This window comes from Caldimonas brevitalea (assembly GCF_001017435.1).
GTDB lineage: Bacteria > Pseudomonadota > Gammaproteobacteria > Burkholderiales > Burkholderiaceae_C > Caldimonas > Caldimonas brevitalea.
This window is the reverse complement of record NZ_CP011371.1, coordinates 3,007,334-3,028,287: the sequence shown is the minus strand read 5'-3', so window position 1 is coordinate 3,028,287 and position 20,954 is coordinate 3,007,334. Positions and strand designations below refer to the sequence as shown.

14 protein-coding genes are annotated in these 20,954 nt (G+C 70.5%); 6 read left to right on the top strand and 8 right to left on the bottom strand.

The window, feature by feature from the left end; genetic code table 11:
• Nucleotides 1-442: 442 nt before the first annotated feature.
• On the bottom strand, nucleotides 443-4,045 hold the full coding sequence (locus AAW51_RS13405) for an ATP-binding protein (RefSeq protein WP_047195021.1): 3,603 nt from the start codon (nucleotides 4,043-4,045) through the stop codon (nucleotides 443-445).
• The gene (locus tag AAW51_RS13400) at nucleotides 4,042-5,301 is read right to left on the bottom strand and encodes a metallophosphoesterase family protein (protein WP_053013536.1); all 1,260 of its coding nucleotides are present in this window, start codon (nucleotides 5,299-5,301) and stop codon (nucleotides 4,042-4,044) included. Before AAW51_RS13400 ends, AAW51_RS13405 begins: the two co-directional genes overlap by 4 nt.
• A 220-nt stretch (nucleotides 5,302-5,521) precedes the next feature.
• Between AAW51_RS13400 and AAW51_RS13395 the strand changes: the two genes are divergently transcribed.
• Both AAW51_RS13395 and AAW51_RS13390 read left to right on the top strand, forming a co-directional pair.
• Nucleotides 5,522-6,895, top strand: coding sequence for a cytochrome b6 (locus tag AAW51_RS13395; RefSeq protein ID WP_047195020.1), 1,374 nt, complete (start codon nucleotides 5,522-5,524; stop codon nucleotides 6,893-6,895).
• Nucleotides 6,896-7,019: 124 nt separating this feature from the next.
• Nucleotides 7,020-8,282 carry a gamma-glutamyl-gamma-aminobutyrate hydrolase family protein gene (locus tag AAW51_RS13390; RefSeq protein WP_047195019.1) on the top strand — a complete coding sequence of 421 codons (1,263 nt, stop codon included), beginning with the start codon at nucleotides 7,020-7,022 and terminating at the stop codon, nucleotides 8,280-8,282.
• Nucleotides 8,283-8,309: 27 nt separating this feature from the next.
• On the opposite strand, the gene gloA is transcribed toward AAW51_RS13390, so the two are convergent.
• The 5 genes from gloA to AAW51_RS13365 all read right to left on the bottom strand — a co-directional run bounded on the left by gloA (nucleotide 8,310) and on the right by AAW51_RS13365 (nucleotide 14,223).
• Nucleotides 8,310-8,873 carry a lactoylglutathione lyase gene (gene gloA, locus AAW51_RS13385; RefSeq protein WP_047195018.1) on the bottom strand — a complete coding sequence of 188 codons (564 nt, stop codon included), beginning with the start codon at nucleotides 8,871-8,873 and terminating at the stop codon, nucleotides 8,310-8,312.
• Nucleotides 8,873-10,432: an MFS transporter gene (locus AAW51_RS13380; RefSeq protein WP_047197766.1), complete on the bottom strand. Its 1,560-nt coding sequence runs from the start codon at nucleotides 10,430-10,432 to the stop codon at nucleotides 8,873-8,875. Before AAW51_RS13380 ends, gloA begins: the two co-directional genes overlap by 1 nt.
• 218 nt (nucleotides 10,433-10,650) lie before the next feature.
• A complete protein-coding gene (locus tag AAW51_RS13375) occupies nucleotides 10,651-12,210 on the bottom strand; it encodes a hybrid sensor histidine kinase/response regulator (protein ID WP_053013535.1) in 1,560 nt (519 codons plus the stop codon).
• Nucleotides 12,194-13,039 (bottom strand): alpha/beta fold hydrolase, encoded by an 846-nt coding sequence (locus AAW51_RS13370; RefSeq protein ID WP_269465153.1) that lies wholly within the window; start codon nucleotides 13,037-13,039, stop codon nucleotides 12,194-12,196. The genes AAW51_RS13375 and AAW51_RS13370 overlap by 17 nt, the downstream gene beginning before the upstream one ends.
• A 134-nt stretch (nucleotides 13,040-13,173) precedes the next feature.
• Nucleotides 13,174-14,223 carry a LacI family DNA-binding transcriptional regulator gene (locus tag AAW51_RS13365; protein WP_047195017.1) on the bottom strand — a complete coding sequence of 350 codons (1,050 nt, stop codon included), beginning with the start codon at nucleotides 14,221-14,223 and terminating at the stop codon, nucleotides 13,174-13,176.
• A gap of 118 nt (nucleotides 14,224-14,341) precedes the next feature.
• Between AAW51_RS13365 and AAW51_RS13360 the strand changes: the two genes are divergently transcribed.
• The 4 genes from AAW51_RS13360 (at nucleotide 14,342) to AAW51_RS13345 (ending at nucleotide 18,438) form a co-directional block, all read left to right on the top strand.
• A complete protein-coding gene (locus tag AAW51_RS13360; RefSeq protein WP_047195016.1) occupies nucleotides 14,342-14,902 on the top strand; it encodes a carboxymuconolactone decarboxylase family protein in 561 nt (186 codons plus the stop codon).
• A complete protein-coding gene (locus AAW51_RS13355; protein ID WP_047195015.1) occupies nucleotides 14,895-15,746 on the top strand; it encodes an SDR family NAD(P)-dependent oxidoreductase in 852 nt (283 codons plus the stop codon). The genes AAW51_RS13360 and AAW51_RS13355 overlap by 8 nt, the downstream gene beginning before the upstream one ends.
• 25 nt (nucleotides 15,747-15,771) lie before the next feature.
• The gene (locus AAW51_RS13350) at nucleotides 15,772-16,764 is read left to right on the top strand and encodes a Bug family tripartite tricarboxylate transporter substrate binding protein (protein WP_047195014.1); all 993 of its coding nucleotides are present in this window, start codon (nucleotides 15,772-15,774) and stop codon (nucleotides 16,762-16,764) included.
• Nucleotides 16,765-16,923: 159 nt separating this feature from the next.
• Nucleotides 16,924-18,438, top strand: a complete 1,515-nt coding sequence (locus tag AAW51_RS13345; protein ID WP_053013534.1) for a sensor domain-containing diguanylate cyclase — start codon at nucleotides 16,924-16,926, stop codon at nucleotides 18,436-18,438.
• Nucleotides 18,439-18,456: 18 nt separating this feature from the next.
• Here AAW51_RS13345 and AAW51_RS13340 read toward each other — a convergent pair whose 3' ends face one another.
• Nucleotides 18,457-20,451 carry a di-heme oxidoreductase family protein gene (locus AAW51_RS13340; protein WP_238947855.1) on the bottom strand — a complete coding sequence of 665 codons (1,995 nt, stop codon included), beginning with the start codon at nucleotides 20,449-20,451 and terminating at the stop codon, nucleotides 18,457-18,459.
• Between the last annotated feature and the right edge of the window lie 503 nt (nucleotides 20,452-20,954).

The window sequence follows — 20,954 nt, the reverse complement described above, 5'->3', positions numbered from 1 at the left end:
AAGGAGCTGGCGGCAGACGGCAGCTACCGCCGCTCTCTCACTTGCAGCGGCAATGGTCGCTCGCCCCTCGCTGGCGCAACCTATGTTGCCACCCCTGTAAACGGCTCATGCGAGAACGGCGACGCCGAGTTTGTGTATAGGTGCGTGTCGGGTTGTGAGGCCAAAGGCTCGAAAGCGCCTCGCATCCTTTGGCAAGGGCACTGGGAATGTTGAATGAACCTACGCGCGTTCCGGCTGGTGAGGACTCGTCATCCCCGGTTACTCTGCGCGCTTAATGACATCGAGATCATGCAGAAGGACCCCGATGCCGGACTCGGCGTCCTTCGCCAGGTCCGCATCGTCGAATAAAAAATGGATGATGGCACCTGTGGGGACGTACGCAGCATTGACGCTTACAAGGGTGCGTCTGGGCAGACGCCCTGCGTTTGCACTCGAGTTCGAGTCACAGCTCGTGGGTCGCCAACAGGCCGTCGTCCACCGAACTGCACGCCAAGTCGAGCAGATGCGGATGGTGGGTGAAGATCAACACCTGCCGACCGGCGCCGCCGCGTGCATACGCCGCCAACGCCTGCAGCATCCGCCCCGCCCGCACGTCGTCCGACGTCATCAGCACGTCGTCGAGCACCAGCGGCATGCCCTGCCCGCTCGCCTGGTGCAGCTCCAACGCAGCCAGGCGCAGCGCCAGATAGAGCTGGTCGCGCGTGCCCTCGCTCATCTGCGCCACCGTGATGCGCGCACCATCGTCGCGGTGCGCCAGCAACACCGGCCGCTCGCCGCTGTCGTCGCTTGACAGCCGGGCGTAACGCCCCCCCGTCATGCGCGCGAAGTAACCCGAGGCGGCCGACAACATCGGGCCTTGTGCGCGCTCGCGAAAACGTCGCAGCGATTCGTCGAGCAGGGCGTGCGCGAGCCTCAGGCGGGCCCACGGCGCCAAGCCCGAGCGCACGGTCGCCATCGCCTGCTCCATCTGCTCGCGCGCTTGCGCGGCCCGGTCCGAGGTGTCGATCTCGGCCAAAGCTCGCCGCGCCGCTTCCTCGGCCTGGCGGGCCTGGCGCACCGGCTCGTCGAGTGCCTGGCGGGCGTCGGCCGCGGCACGCAGCTGCTGCTCGAGCGCGGCGGCGTCGTGGCCTTGCAGCAAACGCCGCAGCTCCTCGACCGAGCGCGACGACGCCTGGCGCAGCTTGCGCTGCGCTTCTTCGGCCATGCGCGCGGCGTCGCGGCGTCGCTGCGAGCGCGCCTCGGCGTCGGGCAGTTGGGCCGCGCTGTCGACGCCGGCCGCAGCCACCCATTGCGCCAGCAGCGCTTGCTGCGCGGCGGCCTGTTGTTCGTGCTGGGCCAGGGCCGCTTGCGCCGCGGCCAGGCCGCGCTCCAGCGCACGGCGCCGTTCGGCGGCGTGGCGCGCGCCTTCGAGCCGGGCTTGCAGGCGGTCGACCAGCAGCCGCGCCGCCGTGCCGCCCTGCTCCGGCGCTGACGCGGCGCCGCGCACCCAGGCCTCCCCGAGCAGCGCCGCCACTTCGCTGGCCTGCAACTCCAGCAGTTGCAGCGCGCTGTCGTGGCCGTCGATCACGGCGTCGGCCGCGGCCAGCGCCTGCTGCAACTCGCGCCAGCGCAACAGCTGCCGCAACCGGGCACGCACCACCGAGGCCGAGGCTGCCGGCGTCAGTTGCAGCCACCCGAGGTGCGGCACGAGCGCATGCTGCGCCTGGGTCACGGCGCCTTGGGCGGCGGCCAGCCGCTGTGCCGCCAGCTGCCGCTGCCGCTCACGCTCGACACGCTGGCCTTTGACTCCTTCGATGCGCAGCGCACGCTGGTCGAGGTCGGCCTTGACGCGCGCTGCGGCGGCTTGCAAGGTGTGCAGCCGCGCGGCCAGCGGCACCTCGCCGGTCGGCGGCGCCGGTGCGTGACCGCCGAGGCCGGGCAGCGGGTCGAGGGCCCGCTGCAACAGGTCGATCGCGGCAGCCCAACGGGCCTGCTGGGCGCGCTGCTGCTCGCGCAGCGTGTCCAGCTCGTCGGCCAGGCGCAGTGCGTCGCCCAGCTCGGCTTGCCATTCGCGCAGCGCGGCGGGGCTGGTGTCGGGCAGGCCGGCCGCCGCCAGACGGGCGCGCCAGGCCGCAGCCGCCGCGTCGGCCGCCTGTGCGGCCTGGCGCCGCTGCTCGGCCAGCGCGACGCGGGCCGCCTGCATGTCGCGCACTCGTTGGCTGTCGAGCTGGATCTGCGTGGCGCGCTCGGTGTCGGCGCTGAACAAATCGCTCAGGTGGTCGGCCAGCCGCAAGGCCGACTCGAAGCCGGCCACGACGGACACATCGCCCGGGCCAGCGTGCAGGCGGGCGAACTCGGCCGCGGCAGCCTCGGGCGACAGGCCGCGGTCGACATGGGCCCGGCGCACCAGCGCCCAGGCGCTGTCGCGCCGCGCCCGCGCCTCGTCCACCCGCAACCGCGTCACCAGCTCCCCCTGGGCCGCCAGCCGGTCGAGGCCGCCTTGCACACGCTGCAGGTCGGCACGCAGTGTGGCGTCTTCGGTGTCGATGCGGCGCAGTTCGACCTGGGCCTCGCGCGCTGCCATGTCGGCCACCTCGAGTTCGGCGGGCAGCAGCGGGCGCACCTGGCGCAGGCCTTCGACGTCGGCCAGCTGCAGGCGGTGCAGCAACTGGCGCAGCTGGCGTTCGCAGGTGCTGGTGTCGGCCTGCAAGGTGTCCAACGCCGGGCCGCTCTGCTCCAGCGACCGGCTGCCGTCGAGTGCGGCCTGCAGGGCCGCGCGGGCGGTGTCGGGCGGCAAGGGATCGAGGGGGTCGTGCTCGGGCGCCGCCAGCGCCTCGAGCTGTGCGGCCGCGGCGTCGTGTTGCTGCTGTGCGCGCTCCAACGTGCGGAGCGTGTCTTCCACGACGGCCACTTGCGTCGGGTCCGGCGCCGCCATCGGCGCGCCGCCGGCATCGAAGGTGGCGGTCAGCGCGGCGGCCTCCGCCGCGAGGCCCCGGCGAGCCGACACGGCGTCGACGCGCTGCTGCCGGCGCGGCTCGGCGCTTTGCACCGCGACGGCCAGGCGCTCGATGGCACCCGCGGCCGCCAGGGCCACCGTGTCGATGTCGACGCTCAGCACTTCGGCGCCGAGCCGTTCGATGTCGCGGCGGGCGTCGGCCATGCCCGCCAGCGCCGCGTCGAGTTGAGCCTGCGCACGGGCCCGGTCTTCGGCGGCCGACGGCGGCAGCAAGGGCGCATCGGCCAGCTGCTGCAGCTCGTCGACCGCCCGGTCGTGCTCGTCCAGCTGCGGCGCCACCGCCCGCAGCTCGGTGTAAAGCTGCAGCCGGCGGTCGGCCTCGAGCACGGCCTCGTCGAGGCGCCGCAGGGCGGCAGCCGCTTCTTCATGGCGCCGGTTCAGGTCGCTCCATTCCTTCGGGCGCACCAAGGCGTCCTTGTAGAGCTGCCGCTGCTCCGCGAGGCGGCTCAAGGCTTCGTTGAGGCGCCCGCGCCGGGCCCGGCTGCCCGGCATGAAAAACTCGCGCGCCCGCGTGTCGAGCGCCGACAGGATGGCCGGGATGCTCTTGGCGCCCGCGCTCGCCTCGAACAGCGCCGCCCCCACCTCACCTTCACCCTTCAACAGCTGCTCGCCGCCCCAGCGCAGCCGCGCATGGTCGAGGCCGAACATGGCTTCAAAGTCGGGCCGCGTGAGGGCGGCGGTGAGGGCCGCTTCGTGCTGGGGTGCCGGCGACCGCGAGGTGTCGACGGCACCGGTCGCCGGGTCGAAGTAGCTCAAGGTCTGCCCCCGCCCCTTGCGCCGCATCAGCGCGACGGGCCGGCCGTCGCCGTCGAGCAAGACCGCACCCACCTGCATGGTCACCTCGGGGCGGTAGTTGTCGGCGCTGTTGTGCGGGATGCCGAAGCGCAGATCGCACAAGGCGCGCAGCATCGACGACTTGCCCGCCTCGTTCGGCCCGCACACCAGGTGCAGCAGCGGCGCGCAGCCCGCGTCGGGGCCGCTGCGTTCGAAGTCGAGCACGCGGCCGGTGAAAGGGCCGAACGCCACCAGGTGCAGTTGCAGCAGCTTCATCGACCCGCTCCCGCATCCATCAACTGGGCCAGCACGGTCGCTTCGGCGTCGGACAGCAAGGCCTGCAGTTCCTCCGCGCCGAGGCGGGCCGGGTCGTCGGCGGCCAGTTCGGCGCCGAGCTGGGACGACAGTTCCTTGAGCTGTTGGGCCACCCAGTCGGACAACCGCGCCGGGTCCGCCGCCAGCCACTCGGTCAAGCGCACCACTTCGCCCACCGCGTCGCCGCGATCGGCCGCGCCGCGCCGGTCGATCGGCGAACGCAGGTCGAGCTTGACCTTCTCGACCCAGACGTCGGCCTCGCTGACCTCCTGCATCGCCGCACGCACGGCGGCGTCGAGCACGCCGGGCTGGGCCGCTTCAAGTTCGGCCAGGGCCGAGCGGCCCTGCAGCGTGAGGCGCATCGCATGCAGCCGGTCGAGCACACCTTCGACCGCGCCGCGCACCGCCGTCAGCACGGCGCGGGCCAGTTCGTCCAGTGTGGCGAGGCCGTCGAGCGGGACCGCGAGGTGGTGCCAGCGCACCGCGTCGAGCGCGACGAACTCGGCCGACACCACACCGTCGTCGACACGCACCAGCTCACAGCCTTTGGGCCCGGTCTCGCGCGCATGGCGCCCCTGCAGATTGCCGGGGAAGACGATGCGGGGCTGGGCCTCGCGCACCACCTCGCGCAGGTGGATGTGCCCGAGGGCCCAGTAGTCGTAGCCCTTGGCGCACAGCGCCGCCACCGACGTCGGCGCATAGGGGTCGTGCTCGGGCGAGCCGGTCAGGCTGGTGTGCAGCACGCCGAGGTTGAACATGCCCGGCACGGGCGCCGGATAGTCCGGCACCAAGTCGTCGGGCATCGCACGTTCCGGGAAGCTGCGGCCGTGCACGGCCACGCCCAGCTCCGGCAGCACGACGGTCTCGGCCGTGCGTGACGAAAACACATGCACCCCCTCCACCGCCGGCAGCTGCTTGGTGACGACACTGGCCGCGTCGTGGTTGCCTTTCTTGATGAAGACCCGCACGCCGTGCCGGCGCAGACGCACCAGCTGTTCTCGAAAGAACAGCCCGGTGTGGAAGTCGACCCAGTCGTCGTCGAAGATGTCGCCGGCCAGGATCACCAGGTCGACCCGTTCGGCCAGCGCCAGGTCGACCAGCGCGATCAACGCCCGGCGCGTCGCACCGCGTAGCCGGTCGACCGGCGCGCCCTCATAGAAATCGAGCCCCCGCATGGGGCTGTCGACGTGCAGGTCGGCGGCATGGATGAACTTCAACGGACGGACCTTCAAGGGGCGGTGAACGATCGCCGGCAGGCGCCGGCGCGGCGAGCCCGGATTGTCGCGGACGCGGGGGGCAGGCTGCCCATGCAACCTCTTGTTGCGCAATTCCGGGACGGGCGACGACCGGCTTCTATGTTCGGTGCGGACCTGCGCTGCAGTGTCCCGCGAGCCCCACCACCACCGTGCGTCCAACCGCCGTTCCAGGAGTGAAAAAATGAACTCTCCCGTGCGCCGCCACCGCCAGCGGCTTGCAAGCCCTGTCGTCGTCGCAGCCCTGCTGGGCACCGTCACGCTGTTGCTGGCGGCCGAAGGCGAAGACTTTCCCAGCCTCGTCAAGCGTTTGCAGCGCGACAAGCCGCAAATGGCCCAGCGCCAGCAGCAGTTGCTGGCGTCGCGTTACGACCTCGCCGACCGTCCGGCGCCGGGCGTCACGATGTCACGCGGCAAGCCGGTGCAGCAAGGCGTGCGGGTGCGCCTGCCGGCGGGCCTCACCTGGGACCAGCTGGCCGCCTTGAGTCCCGAGGAGATCAAGCGGCGCAAGCTGTGGCCGAGCGGTTTTCTGCCGCTGCCGCATCCTCACCACGAGGCCGGCGGCATGGTGTTCACGCGGCCCTTGATCGACGAGACCCGCCGCCAGACCGGGCGCGACCTGACCCGCTTCGACCTCGATTTCGACCTGCCGCAGCACCTGCTGCCCGAGTTCCCGCCGCCCATCTACCTCACCACCCGGCCCGACCTGGGCGATGTGTCGAAGGGCCAGCTGGTGACGCTGGACAACTTCCAGGCCTTGTTCAAGGACATCCTCAACCCCAAACAGCTGGAAGGCCTGCGCTTGCTCGTCACACCCTTCCCGCAGCAGCAGTTCAATGCCACCGACGACCGCCGATCGCTGCGGCCACACCTGGGCGTGGCCTGCCTCGATTGCCACGCCAACGGCCACACGAATGCCTCGACCCACACCGTCGGCGACATCCGTCCCAACGAACACCGGCACCGCGTCGACACGCCGTCGCTGCGCGGCGTCAACGTGCAGCAGCTGTTCGGCTCGCAGCGAGCGCTCAAGACGGTGGAAGACTTCACCGAATTCGAGCAGCGCGCCGCGTATTTCGACGGCGACGCCACCGCGGCCGCCCGCAAGGGCATCAACGTGCTGGAGCGCGGCAGCCAGGTGCACTTCATGGGCGAGGTCCAGGCCTTGCTCGATTTCCCGCCGGCGCCCAAGCTCGACCTGCTGGGCAAACTCGACCCGGCCAAGGCCAGCCCGGCCGAACTGCGCGGGCAGCAGGTATTTTTCGGCAAGGGCCAGTGCGTCGCCTGTCACACCCCGCCGCATTACACCGACAACCTGATGCACAACCTGCGCGTCGAGCGCTTTCACGACGAGACCTTGGTCAACGGCCGCAAGGCCAGCGCAGACGGCCCGATCAAGACCTTTCCGCTGCGCGGCATCAAGGACTCCCCGCCGTATCTGCATGACGACCGCCTGATGACGCTGGACGACAGCGTCGAGTTCTTCAACCTGGTGCTCGGTGTCAAGCTGACCGAAGAGGAGAAGAAAGACCTGGTGGCCTTCCTGCAGACCTTGTAGCCAGGGCCGTGGCTGCGACCGCCCCCACTTCGCTTTGGCGGACGCAACTTCGCATGACGACCGGTGTGCGCCCGCGCTGCCGACGACACTTGGGCGCATCTCCACCCACCTTGGCGAGGCCTTCATGATCAGAAACCCCGGTGCCGCTGGCCCCTCGGGACTCAAACGCCTCGCCACCGAGCGCGACAGCAGCGACAGCGAAGGCGAAACCTCCGTCCGGCCGCAACGGCAGCGCACCTCGAACAACCCTCTGGCCGAGCTGGGGCGCCCGCCGCAGACCCGGCCGACGGTGGCCTACCGCGACTGCGGTCACGGCACCGGGGCCTTCTGGGACCACTACACGCTGCAGCAGACCACCGGGCGGCCGACCACCGCCTCGCATGGCGCCGACGTCACGCCCACCATTCAGTCCACCGACCCGACGAAGAACAAGCAGAACTACAACGGCGGCCTGCCTCATAACGTCAACACCACCACCGGCCATGGCCAGGGCCTGCTGGTGGTCACAGGCGGCAACTACGGCTTGACCAGCGAGACACCGCGCCATCCGTCGCACGTGCCGAGCGGCAGTGCCGCCGATCGCCACGGGCAACGCGTGGCGCACGAGGCCGAGCTGATGAAGCAGGCCCAGCTGACGGGGCGGCCGATGGTCGGCATCTGCGGCGGCTCCTGGCGGGTGCTGGAAAGCCACGGCGGATCGACCCAGCAGCTCAACCCCAGCACCCACCAGGCGCGGGCGATGCCGTTCATCAAGAAGGACGGCACCATCAGCAACAACTTCACCACCCACGGCATGGAGATCCGGCCCGATACGATGTTGCACAGCCAGACGGCCTGGCAGCGCAACGAGCCGATGGATGTCGACGGGGGCGCTGCGGCGCGCCCGACGTGGCACAAGAACGAGGACCCGATCCAGCACGAGGTGAACACGGTGCACTGGGCGGCCGCGCGCGAAGACGCCAACGGACTGGTGCCCAATCATCCGAACCCGAACCCGGAGATGGCGGCCAAGCTCGCCTCGCTGGAGGTGTCGGCGCGGGACACGAACCACGACTTCCCCTACAAGGGCGCGACGCCGGACGGCCGCCCGTCCCACTCGGTCGAGGCTTTCGAATCGCGCTCGGGCGCGCCCGTGATGGGCATGCAATGGCATCCCGAGGCGTATTCCAGCGGCCACGACGACAAGCCCGCCGCCGCGATGAGCCAGGCGGCGCTCGACTACATGGCCAAGGCCGGCGATGCCTACGAGGCGCGCCGCACGATGACGGCGGCCTTCAAGCAAGGCATGCAAAACAACCCGCCGGTACAGCCCGCGCAGGGGCCCAACGCCGCACCGCAGGCGGCGGGTTGGCAGGCGACCGGCCGCGCGCCGAACCGCACGGCCTAGGCGCCAGACCCCGGCACGGCTTCCCGTTCAAGCCCGGTCTGATACCCCCGCCTCTGGCCGGCCCAGCTGCGTCAGCCGGGCCGCTTCGACGATCTCGATCCAATAGCCGTCCGGGTCCTTGATGAAGGCGACGTCGCGCATCTTGCCCTGCTCGGGCCGCTTGACGTAGGTGACACCGTTGTCGTCGAACCAGCGGATCGCCGCATCGAGGTCGGGCACCGAAAAGCAGATGTGGCCGAAACCTTGCGGCTGGGCGTTGCCGTCGTGGTACTTGAAGTCCGGGTCGGCCTCGGTGCCCCAGTTGTGGGTGAATTCGAGCACGCCGCGCTGCGCGAAGGTCCAGGCCGTACGCTGGCCGATGTCGTCGGGCGCGGCCGTCGTGTCTTCCGCGCGGGCCAGGAAGTACAGCGAGAACTTCATCTCCGGAAAGTCGAGCTTGCGCAGCACGCGCAGGCCGAGCACGCGGGTGTAGAAGTCGAGCGCGACGGCCGGGTCTTTCACACGCAGCATCGTGTGGTTGAAGACGAAGCCGCGGGTGGCGTCGGGCGGGCTGGCGTGGACGCCGGGATAGGTTTCGGTGGTGAAGCTCATCAAGACTCCTGTGGCGAAGCCCGCCGGGCGTCGACCGGCTGCGCGATGCAGCGGGTCACCAGCGGCGGTTGGTCGCCGATATGAAAACGCAGCCGGCGCGCGCGCAAGGCATCGTCGGCGGCGGTGAAACGGTCGAAGCGACGCAGGTGATCCACCCACGACTCGTCGAGCAGGTATTCGATGTAGCGGCTCGGGTCCGCCGTGTCGCGGAACAGCTCCCATGACAAGGCGCCCTGGCGCAGCCGGGCGCGCCGGGTTTCTTCCATCACGGCGCGAAACTCGACCGCGTGCGCCGGGTCGATGCGGTACTCGATGGTGACCAGCACCGGCCCCGCGTCCGGGTCCACCGGCTCGGCGGTGGGCGGTGACTTGATGCTGTGGCTGGGCGTCAGGTCTTCTTCGCCCACGCCCTCGAGCGTGACGCGGCGCGCCGCCACCACGGCCACCAGGCCGAACAGCGCCGAGCCGACCAGCGCAGTGCGCAAGTCGCTCAGGCTGGCCACCTGCCCCCACAATGCCGCGCCCATCGCACTGCTGCCCATCAGCGCCATCTGGTAGATCGACATGCCGCGCGCCCGCACCCAATCGGGCAAGGCCAGCTGGGCCGAGACGGTCAGCGAGTTGGCGACCGAGATCCACGCCATGCCGGCGATCACCATGACCGGCAACGCCAGGTAGACATTGGGCGAGAACGCCACCACCACGGTGGCCGCCGCCTGCACCAGGCTGCCGCGCTGCACCAGCTGGTCGCGCGTCATCAGGCCGCGCAACCGCGGCAGATAGAGCGCCGCGGCGATGGCGCCGACGCCCAGGCCTGCCAGCAGCAAGGTGAAGGTGCCCGCACCGCCGCCGTCCATACGTTTGGCCAGCAGCGGCAACAGCGCCTGCAAGGCGCTCGCCTGCAGGAAGAACAGCGAGATGCGCAGCAACACGGCGTGCATGCGCTGCGACTGCCGCACATGCTGCACACCCACCCGCATCGCGCCGAAGAACCGCTCGCCGGGCAGGGCCCGTGGCTTCTGCTCGCGTTGCCAGCGGCGGATCACGAAGCCGCACACCACCGACAGCACCGCGTTGAGCACGAACACATAGGCGCTGCCGAAGCTGGCGATGACGGCGCCGGCCACCAGCGGCCCAATGATGCGCGACGCATTCATGGACACGCCGTTGAGCGCCAGCGCGGCGGGCAGCTGCGGCCTCGGCACCAGCTCGGGCACCAGGGCCGCGAACACCGGCCAGCGCATCGCCAGGCCCATGCCGTTGGCAAACGTCAACGCCAGCAGCAGCGGCGCGCTCATGCCGTCCGACAGCACCACCACGCAGACCAGCAGCGCCACCGCGGCGACCCAGAACTGGGTGACGATGAAATAGCGCCGGCGGTCGAGGATGTCGGCCAGCGCGCCGCTCGGCAGGCCCAGCAGAAACACCGGCAGCGTCGAGGCGGATTGCACCAGCGCCACCATCACCGGCGAGGTGGTCAGCGAGGTCATCAGCCACGCGGCCGCGACATCGTTCATCCACATGCAGACGTTGGCCGTCAGCCAGGTCACCCACAACATCCGGAACACCGGCTGGCGCAGCGGCGCGAGGGCGCCGGTGTCGTCATCGGCCGCGGGGGTGCGGCCGGCATGGGGGGTCTGCAAAGGGGAAGGAGGCGTGGGATCGGGGCCGGCGGAGGGGGTCAACGAACTGCTTCCTGCTAGTGTCCTGTCTCACGAGCAAGTGTCGCACCATCCCTGCGCGGCTGCAGACCGCCCCTGCCGCGTTCAGCTGCCGCTCAGCCCGGCTTCGGGAGGGCGGCCAACGCGGCGGCCAGCGCCACCACTTCGGTCGGCTCCACCGGTTTGCACAGGTGCGCCTGGAACCCGGCACGCAACAGGTTCACGCGGTCTTGCGGACGCGCCAAACCGGTCACCGCGACGGCCGGCATGCGCGTAGCCGCGGGCACGACACCCGCCCTCACCTGCCGGATCAACTCGAAGCCGTCCCGCCCGGGCATGCCGATGTCGGAGATCAGCAGATCGGGCACCTGGGCCTCGAGGCGGCGCAAGGCGTCGTCGCACGAACCCGCCACCTCGACCTGCGCGCCGCTGGCCACCAGCAACAGGCGCAACAGGCCGCGGGCCTCGGCATCGTCGTCGACCACCAGCACCCGAACGCCACGCAGCACGGTGGCCGCGCTCGGCTCCGGCGCCTCGAGCACCGCCCGGGCCGAGCCGCCGACCTGGCCCGAGGCGGCCGAGACCGCGAGCGGGAACTCGATCGTGAAGGTCGCGCCCTCGCCCGGCCCCGGGCTGCTCACCTCGAGGGTTCCGCCATGCAGTTCGACCAGGCTGCGGGTGATGGCCAGGCCCAGGCCGAGGCCGGTTTTTTCACGTTGCGCGCTGGGGTCGGCCTGCCAGAACCGGTCGAACAGATACGGAATCTGCGCCGCCGACAAGCCGGCGCCGGTGTCGCTCACCTCCAGCCGCACGCGCGATCCCGCTCGCGTCAGGGAGACCTGGACACGACCGTCCTTGGGCGTGAACTTCACGGCGTTGGACACCAGATTCCACACCATCTGCTGGACCCGGTCGGGGTCGGCGTGGACCGCCCCGGCGGCCGGGTCGAGCGCACTGTGCAGGCTGATGCCCTTGGCCTGCGCCGACGGGCGGGCGGTGTCGAGCGCCGCGGCGACCACCGCCGACAGCTCGGTCAGCCGCGGGCTCAAGCGCAGCTTGCCGCTGACGATGCGCGAGACGTCGAGCAGGTCTTCGATCAACTGGGTCTGCGCCAGTGCATTGCGCTCGATGGTCTCCAGCGCGCGCGCCATCATGGCCGCGTCGAGCCGGCCCGAACGCGCCAGCCGGGCCCAGCCGAGGATGGCACTGAGCGGATTGCGCAGCTCGTGCGACACCATCGCGAGGAATTCGTCCTTGGCCTGGGTGGCGGCTTCGGCGGCCTTGCGTGCGGCCAGCAGGGCCGCCTCGAACTCCCGGCGCCGCCCCATGGTCATCAGCGCGCAGCGGATCAGCGGCGGGACGGCAGTGGTGTCGCGCACCCCGCTGATCAGGAACGGCGCGTCTTCGCCGCCGGCCGAGCGCAGCATCAGCTGGATCTCGTCGGCCCGGCCCTGCATCCGCAGCAAGGGGAAAAAATGAGTGCTGTAGAAGACCCGGCCGGACGGGCTCAGCAGTGTGTCGACACTGCGGCCGACCAGTTCGCCCGGGGCGTAGCCGAGCCAGGCGTGCAACTGCGCGTTGGCGTCGACGATGACGCCGTTGTCGCCGAACGCCAAGGCGCCGCACGGTGCGTCGGGCGGCAGCCCGACGGTGCCGGTCTCAGGCCTGGCCGCCATGCCGCCTGCGCAAATAGTCGTCGAGCACCGCGACGGTCTCGCCCGGCTGGCTCATGTGGGGGCAATGGCCGTGGCCCTGCAGCACGTGTAATTCGCTGCCCGGCAAGGCCCGCTGCATGAACTCGCCGACGCCCACCGGCGCCAGCGCATCGTCGCTGACCTGCAGGATCAGGGTGGGCACGTCGAGACGGGCCAGGTCGGCGCGGTTGTCGGCATAGAACGTCGCGCGGGCGAACAGCCGCGCCGCCACCGGGTCGGTCGAGCAAAAGCTGTGCTCCAGTTCGGCGGTCAGGCCGGGGCCGGCGGTGTCGCCCATCACCATCGGCGCGAGGGCACCGGCCCAGCCGAGGTAGTTGTGCTCCATCAGCTCCAGCAGGCCCTCGAGGTCCTCGCGCTCGAAGCCGCCGACATAGTGGGGCGGGTCGTTCAGATAGCGTGGCGACGGGCCGATCATCACCAGTTCGGCAAAACGGGCCGGCTCGCGCACGGCCGCCAGCACGCCGATCATCGCGCTCACCGAATGCCCGATCAGGGTGGCCTGCTGCAGGTCCAGCGCATCGCAGACGTCCAGCAGGTCCTGCGCATAACCGTCGAGCCGGTCGTAGCGGCCGGCATCGAAGGCGCCGAGATCCGAACGGCCGCAGCCGACATAGTCGAACAACACGATCCGGTAGCGCGACTCGAAGGCCGGGGCGACAAAACGCCACATGTTCTGGTCGCATCCGAAGCCATGCGCAAACACCAGGGTGCGGTCGCCGTGGCCGCGCACCTGTACGTTGTTGCGCGCCAACACGCTGTCTCTCAGCACTGCCGAGCCGCTGCCTTGCATCCCAACCTTTCGATGTTGACGTCGTGCTCCCGCCGCGCCGGAATGCACGCAGGAGGCGCTGTCGCCACACATCCTGAAAGGTCCGCCGGGCGACGTCAACCTACAAAGGTTTCTTTTGCTTTCGCGAAGCAGCGCTAGGTCGCGGCAGGCGGCGCACAGGATCGCCGCACCACCAGTTCCATCTCGATCTCGACGCTGCGGCAGACCGGCGGCTGCCCGTCCTCGGGCTCGGCGCGCCGTTCACCGTCGAGCCGGTCGAGCAACAGCTGGGCGGCCGCCCGGCCGGCTTGCTGCAGATTGAAATGCACATAGGTCAGCGGCGGGTCGGCCAGCTCGAGCAAGGGGGCGCTGCTGATGGCGACCACCGACAGGTCGTCGGGCACACGGCGGCCCGCGAGGCGCGCGGCTTGCAACGCGCCCGACAACAAGCGGCTGCCGAGCGCGATGAGGGCGGTGGGCGGTGAGGCCAGCGCGAGCAGCGCGTGCATGTCCTCGGCACCCGAGACGCCGGGGATGGCGGCCAGCCGCAGCAACTGCGGATCAACGTCCAGGCCCAGGCGTGCATGCGCCTCACGGTAGCCCGCCACACGCTCGTCGGTGGGCCGCAGCCCTTCTCCGGCCGTGAACAGCGCGATGCGGCGATGCCCGAGGCTGTGCAGGTAACGCACCGCCTGGTCGATGCCTTCGCGGTGGGCCATCAGCACCTGGTCGCACGCCACCGGGGCGGCGCGATCGAGCATCACCAGCGGCAGGCTGGACTTCGAATAGGGGTTGGGCTGCTGTGCGTCCCAGTTGAACGAGGTGGTCACCACCGCGCCGTCCAGGCCGCGGCGTTCGAACATGTCGAGGATCTCCGCTTCGCGGCGGCGGCTGTGGTGCGAGTTGGCCAGCAGCAGCGTGTAGCCGTGCTGGCCGACATGCGCCTCGACGGCGGCGACGAAGCCGGCGTACAGCGGGTTCTCGATGTCGCTGACCATGCAGCCGATGGCCTGCGAACGGCCCATGCGCAGGCTGCGGGCGCCGGCATGCGGCTGGTATTGCAGCCGTTCGGCCGCGGCCAGCACCTTGGCCTTCAACTCGGCGCTCACGTAGCGCCCGCCGTTCAACACCCGCGACACCGAACCGATGGTGACGCCGGCCGCCTCGGCAACGTCGCGAACCGATACACGTTTGGTCTTGCTCATTGAGGGAAAACACTTAAAACGTTTTTCGATACTACCCCATCGCAACCCTTGTTTCTCGGATGCACCCGTATATAAAATCGTTTTTATTCGATCTCGCGATCACAACTGGAGGACCCCCATGGCCCGCATCCCCTATCTGGACCTCGACACCGTGCCCGGTGTCCTGGGCGAGCGTCTGCGGCAACGGCCGCCGCTCAACCTGTTCCGGCTGCTGCCGCACGCGCCCGGCGTGGCGACCGGCTTTCTCGCCCTCGGGCAGGCGGTGCTGCGCGACAGCTCGCTGCCGCCTCCGCTGCGCGAGCTGCTGATCCTGCGGGTGGGCGCGCTGTCAGGCGCCGGCTACGAAGTGCACCAGCACCGCAAGCTGGCGCGCACCGCTGGCGTCAGCGATTCCGCGGTGGAGACGGTGCTGACGGTGGACTCGCGCGCCGAGGCGTGGCGGGCCGTCGGGCTCGGGGACGCCGAATGCGCCGCCCTGGCCTTCACCGACGCCAGCGTCGCCGACGTCAAGGCGAGCGACAGCCTGTATGCCGCGCTGGCGGCGCATTTCGGGCCGGCGCAGCAGATCGAGATCCTGGTCACCGTCGGCTTCTACATGCTGGTGTCGCGCCTGCTCGAGAACCTGGAAGTCGACCTGGAGGACGTCGACGTCCAGAACCTGGAGCTGCGCCATGCTTGAAACCCGCCCCGACCGTCAGTTGTACGACCCAGCCCTGGGCCAGGCCGCCGCCGCCGGCCGCTTGGCCGGCCGCCGCGTGCTGGTGGTGGGCGCCGGCCAGCGGCCCAGCCCGCCGGACGAACCGGAACCGCCCGTGGGCAACGGCCGCGCCATCGCCGTGCTGTGCGCGCGCGAAGGCGCCCGGGTGTGCTGCGCCGACCTCGACCTCGCCGGAGCCAAAGAGACCGCCGCCTGGATCACCCGCGAAGGCGGCTTTGCCAGCGCCGTTGCCGCCGACGTGTCACAGCCGGACGCGATCGAGGCCATGGTCCAGGCCGCCGACGAGACGCTCGGCGGGCTCGACGGCCTGGTGGTGAACGTCGGCATCGCCAACCGCAACGGCTTCGGGCGCGAAACCGCCGACGCCTGGGACGCGGTGCAAAACGTCAACCTGCGCGCCCACATGCTCAGTGCGCAGGCCGCCGCCGCCCGCATGCCGGTGGGCGCGAGCATGGTGTTCGTGTCGTCCACCGCGTCGATCTCGCCCCAGTCGGGCCTGCCGGCGTACGAGACGTCCAAGGCCGGCCTTGCGGCGCTGGCGCGGGCGGTCGCCTACGCAGGCCAGCCGCAGGGGCTGCGGGCCAACGTCATCGCGCCGGGCCTGATCGACACACCGCTCGGTCGCGACGCCTCCCGGGCGCGCCCGGCCCGGGCGGCGCGGCCGCTGCCGTTCGGCCGCCAGGGCACGGCCTGGGAGGTCGCCCATGCCATCTTGTTCCTCTTGAGCGCCGAATCGTCTTACGTGAACGGCCAGGTGCTGATCGCCGACGGCGGCCTGTCCATCGGCGCGGTCCGCAGCGCCTGAAGCACAACAACACCCGGAGCCCACCATGTCTCGTGATTTCCAGCCCTCACGCCGCACCCTGCTGGCCGGCCTCGCGGCGCTGCCGTTGAGCCACGGCGCGTTTGCCGCCGATCCGGCGCCCTGGCCCTCGCGCCCGATCAAGCTGTTGATCCCGGCTGCCGGCGGCAGCGGGCCGGACATCCTGGCCCGGGTGTTGACCGACCGGCTGTCGGCCGCGCTCAAGCAGCCGGTGCTGGTCGACAACCGGCCGGGCGCCAACGGCGTGCTGGCGGTCAGCGCCGCGATCAAGTCGCCGGGCGACGGCTACACCGTGCTGTTCGCCAGCTCGTCGTTCACCGTCGTCAACCAGGCGGTGCAGCCGCGCCTGCCCTTCGACGTGCTGACCGACCTGGTGCCGGTGGTGCAGATCGCCTCCGGCGGTGTCCACCTGGTGGTGCACCCGGACCTGCCGGTACACAACATCAAGGACCTGGTCGCCCTGGTGAAGGCCCGCCCCGGCGAGTACGACTACGCCACCTGGGGCATCGGTTCGACCGGCCACCTGATCATGGAATTGATCAAGCACCACGCGGGCATTGATCTGCGTCACGTGCCCTACAAAACCGTCTCGCAGATCTACCAGGACATGCAGGGCGGGCGCATGCAGATCGCGTTTGTCGACGCCACCAGCTCGCTGGGCCAGATCAAGGCCGGCAAGCTGCGCGCGATCGCGGTGTCCGGCTCCCAGCGCATGCCCGAGCCGGCGCAGCTGCCGACCCTGGCCGAGCAGGGCATCCCCTTCGATGCCGACGCCTGGTACGGCGTGTTCGTCCCGAAAGGCACGCCGGCGCCCGTGGTCGAGGCCCTGCACCGCGAGGTCAACCGCGCGCTGACGGCGCCCGAGCTGCGCGAGCGGTTCCTGCAGCTGAACCTGGCCAACTTGCCGATCAAGACCTCGGCCGAGTTCGCCCGCACGGTGGCCGCCGACCTGAAGATCTGGCAGGGCATCGCCCGGCGTTTCGACATCCGGGTGGAGTGAAGTCGACGGCGCCGCGGAGGGGGCGCCCCACATCTCCCTGACGCGCCCGGGGTTTCCCCGGGCTTGACGCTCCTCAACCTTCTCGATCACCGGCCGATATCCATCCGACGGCAGCGCGGCGCACGCCGTGCGCAGCATCGCCGCACAGGATTGGATCTCATGTACAGCAGCCCCCGGTTTCGGGTGTGTTTCCTCATCGCTTGGCTCTGCAGCCTGGCGCCGCTCACGTGGCGCTGGCTGGACACGCCCGTGTCGGGGCCGCTCGGCTGGCTGCCGGTGGTCGCCCCGGCGCTGGGCCTGCTCGGCCTGGTGCTGGCCGGACGCGGCGCCGCCGCGAGAGGGCACCAGGCCCTGCAGGCGCTGCAAGACGAGCAGGCCGCGTTGAAACAGTCGCTGCAGCAAAGTCGTGAGGCCGAACGCCGCTGGCGCACGATGGTCGACGCCCTGCCGGCCCAGATCGCCCACCTCGATGCCGAAGAACGGACACTGTTCGCGAACCGGCGCGTCGGCGAGGTCTACGGCTACCCTCCCGAGCAGATGCTGGGCGGCCGCCTGCGCGAGTTCATCGGCGAGCGCGAGTACGCGATCCTGGAGCCACAGGTGCGGGCGGCGCAGGCCGGCCAGGCGGTGAGCTTCGAGCATGCCGTGCCGCGCCCGGACGGCACCCGCTATGCGCAGGTCGACTACATCCCGGAACGCGACGAGCAGGGGCAGGTGCAGGGCCTGTTCCTGATGGTGTCGGACATCACCCAGCGCAAACGCGCGGAGTTGGCGCATGCCGAGAGCGAGGCGCGGCTGCGCACGCTCACCAGCAATCTGCCGATGCTGATTTCATATCTCGACCGCGACATGGTCGTGCGCTTTGCCAACGGCACCTTCGAACAATGGTTCGGTGTGCCAGCGTCCAAGGTGGTCGGCCGGCAGGTCGGCGTCGCGCTCGGCCCGGCCCTGATGGAGCAGTGCGGGGCTTCGCTGGAGCGGGCGCGGCAGGGCGAACGTGTCACGCTGGAGCACACCGCGCAGTCGCGCCTCGGCTTGCTGCACCTGCACGCCACCTATGTGCCCCAGTTGGGCCCGGACGGCAGCGTCACCGGCATCTACACCTTGTCGACCGACGTCACCGCGATGAAAGAGTCGCAACGCCAGCTCAACCAGCTGGCGATGATGGACACCCTCACCGCCCTGCCCAACCGCCGCAGTTTCCACGACCGGCTGCAAGCCACGATGGCCCGGGTGCAAGCCAGCGGTTCGCAGGCGGCGCTGATGATCCTGGACGTCGACCATTTCAAGTCCATCAACGACAGCCTTGGGCACGCCGCCGGCGACACCGTGCTGAAGGCCTTCGGCGCCTGCGTGCAAGCCACCGTGCGACCGACCGACCTGGTCGCGCGACTGGGCGGCGACGAGTTCGTCGTGATCCTCGAGGACTTGCACGACGGCTGCGACGCCGCCCCGGTGGCCGGCAAGATCGTCGAAGCCGTGCGGCATCTGCAACTCGACCTGGACGGCACCTCGCTGCGCATCACCACCAGCGTCGGCGTCGCGGTGCTCGACGGCCGGGCGCAGACCGAGGCCCAGCTGATGGCCCGCGCCGACGCCGCCCTGTACCAGGCCAAAAAGGCCGGCCGCGACCGCTTTCACATCGTCATCGAGGCCCCCGCTCCGATCGCCTGAGCCCGCCGGCGCGGGGGGTCACAGCGACATCAAAAAGGCCGTCAGCGCGCGCCGTTCTTCGCGCGACAGGGCTTCGTAGCGCTGCCGGCTGCCGCTTGCTTCGCCGCCATGCCACAGCACGGCCTCCTCGACGGTCCGGGCGCGTGCGTCGTGCAGGAAACGCACCTTGTCGGCGCCGCCCTGGACGAAGCGCAGCGACCCCAGCCCCCACAGCGGCGCGGTACGCCACAGCCGCCCACCCGCGCGGCCCTCGCCGAGCGTGTCGGCCAGCCCCTCGCCCATGTCGTGCAGCAGCAAGTCGGTGTAAGGCCGGATCGTCTGGCTGCGCAGTTCGGCAAACGGATGGGTGCCACCGGTGCGCAGCTGCGGCACGTGACAGGCGGTGCAGCGCGCCTGCGCGAACAAGCGGCTGCCGCGCTCGATCAGCTGCGGGTCGACCTCGTGCTCGACCGGCACCCGCACGCCCGCCGGATAGCCGCTGCGCACGCTGCGCTGCGCCGGCACGCCGATCAGCGCCAGGTAATGAGACAAGCGGTCGAGGTCGGCCGCCGAGACGCCGGCCGAGCCATCGGGCACGCGGCAATCGGGTGCGCCGCGCTGGCAGCTGCGCGACGGGAACACCGGTGAGGTGACGCCCATGTCCTGCAGCAGCGCGTCGGCCACCTGGTGGCGCAGGCTCGCCTTGCCGGCTTTCCAGCCGAAGCGGCCCAATCGGGTCTGGCCGCTTTCGGGGTCGGTGACCCAGTGCGGGACCCCGCGCACGCCGTCGGCGTCGCGGTCGCCCGGATCGGCCAGCGCCAGGATGTCGGCCTCGGCCACCGCTTCGAGCAAGCCCATGCCGAGCACCTGCGGCGCCTGCCGCACCGAATACGAGGCGGGCACCGGGCCGGCGAAAGCGTAGACCGGCCGGCGCAGTTCCACGCGCTCGCCGTCGGGCAGCGTGCGCACCTCGGTGTCGTAGCGCAGCACCCGCACCGCCTGGTCGGGTGTGGCCGCGGCCCCGCTGCGCTGTTGCACGTTGAAGCCATAACGGGGGTCGGGCGCCACCCGCCCGTCGGCACCAGCAACGCCGGTCAGCACCGACAGCCCCTCCAGCACGCCACCCGCCGCCACCGCCGGGCTGCGACCGTTGGCCGTGTGACAGGCGATGCACTGCGCGGCGTTGAAACGCGGGCCGAGCTTGCCGGCCTGGGCGGTGAACACCGGGTTGACCTGCGGATGCTCGGAGTGGCGGCCATCGGCGAACGAGGTGTGGAACAGCCGCCGGCCTTCGCCGAATCGTTTCGCATTGCCGATGCCGATGTTGTTGGCCATCTGCTGGAACAGCCGGTGCGGCTCTTCCGAATAGTTGTACGAGATGGTCGTGGCGCCGCCCAGCAGCGTGGCCGGCGGCAGCGGCTCGGAATCGAGATTGGGCGCGATGCCATACCAGGGCACCACACCGACCCCCACCACGTAGAGCTGCTCGAACGAGTAGTAGCGCTCGCCACCGCCATCGAGGGCGGGCGACTTCAGCCGCGGCGCCGGCGCCAGCTCGATCTTGTCGCCGACCTTGAGCGGGCTGTGCGGCGAGGTGCGCCAGTTCGACTCGAACATCATCATGCAGTCGCGCGTGCCGGCATGGCAGACCGGCTTGCCGCCCTCTTTGGGATTGTTGAAGCCGTAGTTAAGCGACCAACCGAAATCACGCACGTTGGGGTCGAGCACGTTGCGGAACAGGCTGAAGGTGGTGCCGTCGAAGGTGCCGTCGTTGACGTGCAGGTAGACCTCGATCTTCTTGCCGCCCGCCGGCACGCTGTCGCGGATCTCCAAGCCGAAGGTGCGGTTCTGGAAATAGAACGGCGGGAAGGTGAGGTAGCGGCCCGGCCCGCTGTCGGGCGCGTCCCACGCTTCACCTCGCTCGCGCGCATGCCGCTCGGTGGGACGGGCCCCCATGAAGGTGACGAGGGTGCCGTCCGGCTCGCGGTACTGCAGCGTCTCGAGGGCCGGCGTCCCGGGCGCAAAAAGCGGCACATGAGGCACCGAGGTGACGGCTTCCGTCCCCTGTTGCGGGGGTGTATTTGTTTCCGTCTGTTGCCCGGACGAGCCGGGCGCGGGCGCCTGAGCGCTGCCGGGGGTCTGTGCGCCGGGGTCCGCGGTTTCGCGTGAGCCACCCCCACCGCAGGCGGTGAGGACGGCCAGCCAACAGACGACAGTGACCGCCCTGCCCGCCCGGCGTGGCAGGTGGGAGCGAGCAGAAGGCAATGGACGGGGAGCCAACATGTAGGTTCTCGGTTTTCTTGGTTGACGGTGGAGGGCAAGGGGCGGCGACAGTGGCCGGGCCAATGACCGACAGCGGGCACTGCGCCGCCCCCGACGCGACGTGCGCGGCGGCGTGCAGCAGAGCGAAACCCGTGCCGATGGAATCGCTTCCATCTGCTGTCGACCCGCGTCATTCTTGTGTCATGTTGTAGCGACGGCGCGGGGCCGCTGCCGCTGCGCCGGTCCAAACGACCGCCCGCTCACCCTGGCAAACC